Source organism: Acidovorax facilis (genome assembly GCF_023913775.1).
In the GTDB taxonomy this organism is placed as follows: domain Bacteria; phylum Pseudomonadota; class Gammaproteobacteria; order Burkholderiales; family Burkholderiaceae_C; genus Acidovorax; species Acidovorax facilis.
This window is the reverse complement of the sequence record NZ_JAMXAX010000207.1, coordinates 1-6,573: the sequence shown is the minus strand read 5'-3', so window position 1 is coordinate 6,573 and position 6,573 is coordinate 1. Positions and strand designations below refer to the sequence as shown.

5 protein-coding genes are annotated in these 6,573 nt (G+C 55.0%); 3 read left to right on the top strand and 2 right to left on the bottom strand.

Annotated elements, in window-relative coordinates; genetic code table 11:
• The first annotated feature begins 830 nt into the window (after positions 1–830).
• The 3 genes from NFX52_RS28940 to NFX52_RS28930 are packed head-to-tail and all read left to right on the top strand — an operon-like array spanning position 831 to position 5,562.
• Positions 831–1,706: a glycosyltransferase family 32 protein gene (locus tag NFX52_RS28940; RefSeq protein WP_252635950.1), complete on the top strand. Its 876-nt coding sequence runs from the start codon at positions 831–833 to the stop codon at positions 1,704–1,706.
• On the top strand, positions 1,703–3,931 hold the full coding sequence (locus NFX52_RS28935; RefSeq protein WP_082437685.1) for a family 16 glycosylhydrolase: 2,229 nt from the start codon (positions 1,703–1,705) through the stop codon (positions 3,929–3,931). The genes NFX52_RS28940 and NFX52_RS28935 overlap by 4 nt, the downstream gene beginning before the upstream one ends.
• Positions 3,928–5,562: a carbamoyltransferase C-terminal domain-containing protein gene (locus NFX52_RS28930; RefSeq protein WP_055402801.1), complete on the top strand. Its 1,635-nt coding sequence runs from the start codon at positions 3,928–3,930 to the stop codon at positions 5,560–5,562. Before NFX52_RS28935 ends, NFX52_RS28930 begins: the two co-directional genes overlap by 4 nt.
• Before the next feature lie 509 nt (positions 5,563–6,071).
• On the opposite strand, the gene NFX52_RS28925 is transcribed toward NFX52_RS28930, so the two are convergent.
• A complete protein-coding gene (locus tag NFX52_RS28925) occupies positions 6,072–6,314 on the bottom strand; it encodes a DUF2274 domain-containing protein (protein ID WP_055402799.1) in 243 nt (80 codons plus the stop codon).
• A partial coding sequence (locus NFX52_RS28920) for a TrbI/VirB10 family protein (RefSeq protein ID WP_289781640.1) occupies positions 6,311–6,573 on the bottom strand: 263 nt, incomplete at its 5' end. The genes NFX52_RS28920 and NFX52_RS28925, both read right to left, overlap by 4 nt.

The window sequence follows — 6,573 nt, the reverse complement described above, 5'->3', positions numbered from 1 at the left end:
CTGCCGAACCGCCTCCAGTTTGAACTCCCGCGTGTACTGCGCACGCACTTGCTTGTCACTCATTGCTCAACTCCTTGTCGGTATTTTCAACAAGGGTTAAGAACTCCACTTTTCAGGGGCAACCTCAGCCTACCTTATCTCAAAAACTGAATTTACGTTGTTCCATTTTTTTGGCTCGGCGGTCGGTCAAAACGCAGGATCATTTTCAACGCTACGTGTGCTCCCATCCCGACACTGCTTTAGGCCATTGCCCCCGCGCTTTCGGGCCGCGACTCGTCCCAAGTCCACAACAAACTGGCGGTGAAACCGCTTCAAAGTCGGAGCCTGCGTCCGATAGATTCTGCCGTGCCGTCCAGGCAACAACGTCACGGTATCTGCCACTTGCGGTCAGGTGCCCACACCATGGCCGCCCCGACTACGGGTATCAGAGTAAGAGCTGACATTGGCGGCGGGCTTGCTGCCGCCAGGGTGTTTTAGGTCTGCTGGTGACGAGTGCGAACAAGAATTACTGACGTGAAGCAGGCCTCTGCATGACGGTTGGCGCCTACTCGTCTGATACCACGCGCTCTTTCGATGAAAACGACTGCCGCTATCCGGTGCGTCGCTGGTAGCCTTCGGCGAATCGGCGGAAGATGTGCCCTTCGCCAGTCTCTTGGGGCAGGCGCATAGTTTTGATTCATATGCCTTAAAGTTAGCGAACCTTTGGGCTCATGCTTGATGCTTTGAATGCGATGAGGAAATCGGCGAACCATGGCATAGGCATCGAATGTTGGGATAACTGCGATTGCATCATCTATAGATGAATCGCTTTTTGAATTGAGAAGGAAAGAATGAGCCAAGAAGTCCATCCGAATCAAGCCGACGAAGCCGATCCTCTTGCGCCTGCTGAACGTGCACGCTCCAACTTTGTGCGCGGCATGGTGCAGTGCCCTAGCCGCTCACCACTCAATTCTGTGACGTGGTCCGAGCCGACTCCCAGGCGCATCGTGCAGTTCTGGAATGACCTTAGGCACTTGCCTGACGATGTAAAAGCCTGCATGGATTCGTGGCGCCCTCTCGAAAGGATTGGGTTCGAGTTGGAGGTCTTCGATGAGGACTCGGCAAGATCATTCATTCGAAACCGACTTGGACGCCGGCATGAGCAAGCCTTCGATAGGTGCTACCACCCTTCGATGATGTCAGACTACTTTCGTTACTCTTACGTGCTAGTAGAAGGGGGCTTCTACATTGATGCCGACGATGTTTATCACGGAACACCGATTGACCACTTATTCGCAGATGGACGACTAAAGCTCCAGCCTTTCTGCTACGACATCCCATCGTCTCAAATGGTGGCGGCGTCGACCTTTACTAAGCCAGGAGTTAATCAGTCGGGTTGGATCTTCTACTTCAACACGACGCCTTTGATTGCATCTCGCAATCATCCCATCGTTGAGAGAGCACTGTTGAACGCCACCTTATCCCTTGAGGCAGACTTACCGAGCGGACTGCCCGAGGTCCAGGCTTCAACCGGCCCTGGAAATCTCACCAGATCGGTCTTCGAGGTAATAAGCGAAGGATGCTCGCCGGATTCGATTGCGGTGGCGCATGATTGGGAACAGATATCCACTAGCCAGTGGCCGCTGAGCTATCGCAACGATTCGAGAAACTGGAGGCTCTCGAATCAAAAGGCGTATCGGGCATCCCAAAATTTGGACGTTCGATGAATCTGACACGCCCGCCCCAGGTGGCGTTTCGTCAAATACTTCGCCTTGTACATGGCATTCGCAAGATGCTACCGAAGCAGACGTCGCATTCATTCGGAAATCGACGAATTCCGCACGGTCAGACAATCGAAAAGATCTACGTAATCAACCTTGATCGAGAGCCCGGCCGCTGGTTGCGCATCAAGCAGGAACTCCGCCGCATACGGGACAGACTCGGCAATGACCTTCTAGACCTTACCGAAAGATATGCTGCTGTCGATGCGAGGGACTTTCTGCATAACCCCTCAGTAGATGCAGACGTCGATCCCTATTACACGTTAGCGGATCAGCTCTTCGTAGAACCTCAGCCGCAGACACTTCCAACGCGATTCGACCTCGATGCACGGATCCAGATGACCAGGGCCGAAGTGGCGGTTGCCAGATCACACATTGAGGTTTGGAGGCGTATCGCGTGTGGTGAGCAAACACACGCCCTCATCCTTGAGGACGACGTGTGGTTCCATCCTGGCTTCGCGCGCCATATAGACCAAGCTTGGAAAGATGTCGTAGCCGAGAGCAATGAGCATGAAGACGTCGACGTCATCTACGTGTCCTACTTAGAGGCTAGGCATGGTGCGCCAAAGACCTTCGTATCGAGCGCTGTGTTCCGACCGGTGCGGGGGCTATGGCATCTTTCAGGATACATACTTTCCAGGCAAGGCGCGCAAAGGCTTCTTCGTCTACTACCTTGTCGTGGGCCGGTCGATCTTTGGATCAATCATCAGTTCAGCGTGTTGAACGTCCGGGCAACCAGGCGGTCTCTTGTCCGGCAAAGGACCGATACGGCCTCTACGAATTCGTACTCCATTCTTCCAACGCTTTCCACGATTGGCGCAATCAACAGCGAAGGCGCGGCCCTTTTTAAGGTTCGGCCAACTCAGCTTCCGGTTTTTGCGTTCGGCCCAGCGATTTCGGGCCAATCATCCCTAGCAATAGCATTGTCCATGCTTGGATACCGATGCTGCAGCGATCTAGATTCGCTTCCGTCGTTTGAGTTGACGCGGCTCCTTGAAGGCAGTGTTGAACGGGTCTTCAACGCATATGTCAATGTGGGATGTCTGGAGTCGATGGTGGGAGAGCTTCGACGTCTCTATCCACAGGCGAAGTTCATAGTGACAGCAGCCCTAGCCGACGGTGCGACGCCAACAAGTTGGAGCGTTCCAGCCGTCCTCGAAGGCGCGGACGTTGTCGTGCTTGATACACGCAGCGCGCACGCTTGGCGAATCCTCTGTGAGCACCTTAGGTGTGCGCCCCCTTCCTGCTCATTTCCATGGGTGAACGAGTTAGGGCAACGACACATCGTCGAAGCAGATGTGCTACCAGAGTTTGCTTCAGGGGGCCAAGCTCCAAAGCGAGATCAGTCGCCGTGGGTCGTTGAGTGCGGCCACAGTGGATGGCGAGGTGTGCAGGTCGCGCCACCGGAGCATGCGAGTGAGATCAAGTGGAGCGCCAACGATGAGCACTCGGGCCGCCTCGACCGGCGGCACTGGTCGGCAAGGACAGATACCTTTACTGGCAATTTGGCTTTGTTCCGCCCGTCTAACGTCGAATTTGACAGCACGGAGGGCGTAACGATCCACGTCAGGAAGGAAGAATTAGGCGTCAGACAATACAGCGCGGGTGCATTGACCAGCCACGACCATTACCTCTTCGGCAGATTCGAAGCAACTTTCGAGGCTTCCAACGTGCCTGGGTTGGTCACCGGGTTCTTTCTACACCGGAACTCACCGCATCAAGAAATTGACATCGAAATTGCCGGCAATATGCCAACCCGACTCGTTGTCAACGTTTTCTACAACCCGGGGGGTGAAGGTGCGCCGTTCGACTATGGCTACCGTGGTGCTCCAAGCCACATCGAGTTGGGCTTCGATGCGTCGAAAGGTTTGCATAGATACGCAATTGAGTGGACCCCTTGCGAGATCCGATGGCTCGTGGACGATCGCCTTGTTCATAGACGAGTGCTCTGGAATCCAACTCCGATTCCACATTTGCCGATGAAGCTTCATGTCAACACCTGGCCCAGCAGATCCAATCAGCTTGCGGGGCGGCTCCACCCCCGCCTGCTTCCTGCCAGGACCTACGTTCAATCGATTCGCGTGACAGCACACGGCTCACCTTTGATCGAGCGTCAAGCTGAAACTTGCTCAACTCCGGTTGAAGCGCTTTTTATCGGTGATATCTCATGAAGATCCTCTCCTATAACCCCGGCCATGATGGAGCATTTGCTTATCTGGAAGATGGTCGTTTGGTGTTCTCAGTTGAGGCCGAGAAGGGATCAAGGTACAGGCACTCACCCCTGACTGTTCCTGATGTATTTGATGCCCTGGCCGAAACTCAGGACGTTCCAGACGTGATATGTAGAGGGGGATGGTGGCCGGGCGACTCTCCGCAGAGTCAGCGAACGGCGCCTAGCTACTTTGACAGCGATTGCAATCAAGTGGTAGTCAGTAAAAAGCGCCTTCTGGGAAGAACCGTCGACTTCTTCTCCTCATCTCACGAACGCTCTCACCTCCTTGGCGCATTTGGTATGTCCACCTTGCCGATGGGGACCCCCTGCTATGCGCTACTTTGGGAAGGGGTCATCGGCGCTTTTTACGAGATCAACGCAGAGTTGAACGTGAAGAAGATCGGTAATGTCATGTCCGAGCCCGGACATCGCTACGCGATGCTTTACGCGATCGCGGATCCGTCTTTCGACAAAAGCTCTGCAGAATACTCCCGGCTTTCTGATGCCGGAAAGTTGATGGCGCTCGCTTCCTTTTCGAAGAGAAGCCAGCCATCAGTAGAAGAGGAACGGATCATTTCCTTCCTTCTGCAGGATTGTCAGCACCTCAAGCCTCAGCAATGTGAAGCCCTGAAAGGCTTGCGGCACTACAACGTGGGGCTTGAAGATCAGGAGTTCCGCAACTTTGCAGGCATTTTCAGTGATCGTCTATTCGAACGCTTCCGCAGATTCGCTGAAACGAATCTGAAGCGAGGCATGCCATTGCTGATTTCTGGAGGCTGTGGACTCAATTGCGACTGGAATACGAAGTGGATAGAATCCGGTTTGTTTTCCGAAGTATTCGTCCCTCCGGTCGCAAATGATTCGGGGTCAGCAATTGGTACCGCCATTGACGCGCAGTTCTATTTTACCGGCGATCCTAAAGTCACGTGGAACGTCTATTCTGGATTAGAATTTTTAGCCGACGAAATTGTTGATCCCAATTATTTCGATGAGTGGGAGTCGAACGTGGCGACCGTGGCAGAGTTGTTGGACAGTGACTTAATAATTGGGTGGGTGAATGGCCGATACGAGATCGGTCCGCGCGCGCTCGGAAATCGCTCCATCTTAGCTGCGCCATTCTCAGCCAGCACCAGAGAGCGTCTCAACGTTATAAAACAGCGAGAACAGTTCCGCCCAATCGCTCCCGTCTGCTTGGAGGAAGATGCCCGCAAGTGGTTTGCATGCAATCGTTCAAGCCCGTTCATGCTCTACACCTACCGGGCCTCCACCGATGCGCTCGCAGCTGTGACCCATGTGAATGGTACAGCGCGCCTTCAAACAGTTTCCTCACTGACGAACCGTCCGCTGTTTGAATTGCTTACGGCATTCAAGTCGTTAACCGGCTATGGGGTCTTGTGCAATACATCTCTCAATTTCAATAGCAAGGGGTTTATCAACTCAATGTCTGACCTGTCGGCCTATACTCTGGAACATAACCTTGACGGATTTGTGGTCGAAGGACGAATGTACATGCTCAAATCGTCACTTAGATATCAGAAGTATTTATGTAACGACAAGCGACGCTTAGCAAAAGCGTTGACAGGCTTTTAGCGCCGCTTCTCCTATGCGGGAAGGCGTCACGTCCAAGACGCGGTTGTCGGCAGTGGCGTTCCTCAATATCTCCAATCTATTCGGTTTGCGTCTGAAATCCACCTTCCCAACCTAACAAGATGAACGTCCGCATTCGCCAACACCGGACGCTTTCCGGCCGAGCCTCAGCGGCTGCAACCAGCCTTGAGCGGGCGCCCCGAACACCCCAAAAGCGAGAACCCCGGGCCCACGAGGTCAAAGCGGCAACCTTGGCTGCCATGCGGCAACAGTGCCTCTCTTACGGCCAAGGCAATGCCCCGGGACCCGATGCCCAATACAGGTTCAGGCAAAACGTGACTGAAGTGCTTAACGAGCTGCGAAACGAGTCACCCGCAGAGCGGGCTGCACGTCTGCGCCTCTACAGCAAAAACGGGCGTTTGTTGCCCATCGTAAGGGGCACTGCACGTCGCACATGGAGCATTGCTCTACACATCCAGTTCGCGCCGCTCCTGCCCCTGTCCACAGGACTGCTACTTCGCGGAAGTCATCCCGCTGGACGGACCAACTCTGCGAAAACCCCGGTCCCGCGCCATGAACGCCTCCAGCATGTGCGGAACGAGTGCCATAGCATCCACCGCCTCCCCATAAGTCTGAGCATGCAGCGCCGCATACCGGTCCAGTTCCGCTTTGAGACTGGCCGTGCAGGTGAAGGTCAGCTTGACGCTCTCCGTCCTGGGCAGCGGCCCCAGCCGCAATTTCCTCGGAGTGCTCATCGTGGACCTCCCTTACCACCACTGACGAACAACGGCTGGTAGGGCCTCAGCACCAGATCCCGGTTCACGATCACCCGCACCGCCAGCCCCGGTCGCGCGGTCAGCGTGGGCTGCAAGTTCAGGTTGCGCCGCGTCATCTCCTGCCCCACCTGGTTAACGCTGTCCTGCAGCCCGTCCCTCCCAGCAATCACGACGCGGTTGCCGTTCTGCCGGTTCTCGGGAGCGGCCAGCTCAGCGCCCACCCCTAGCAAGGTCGTCA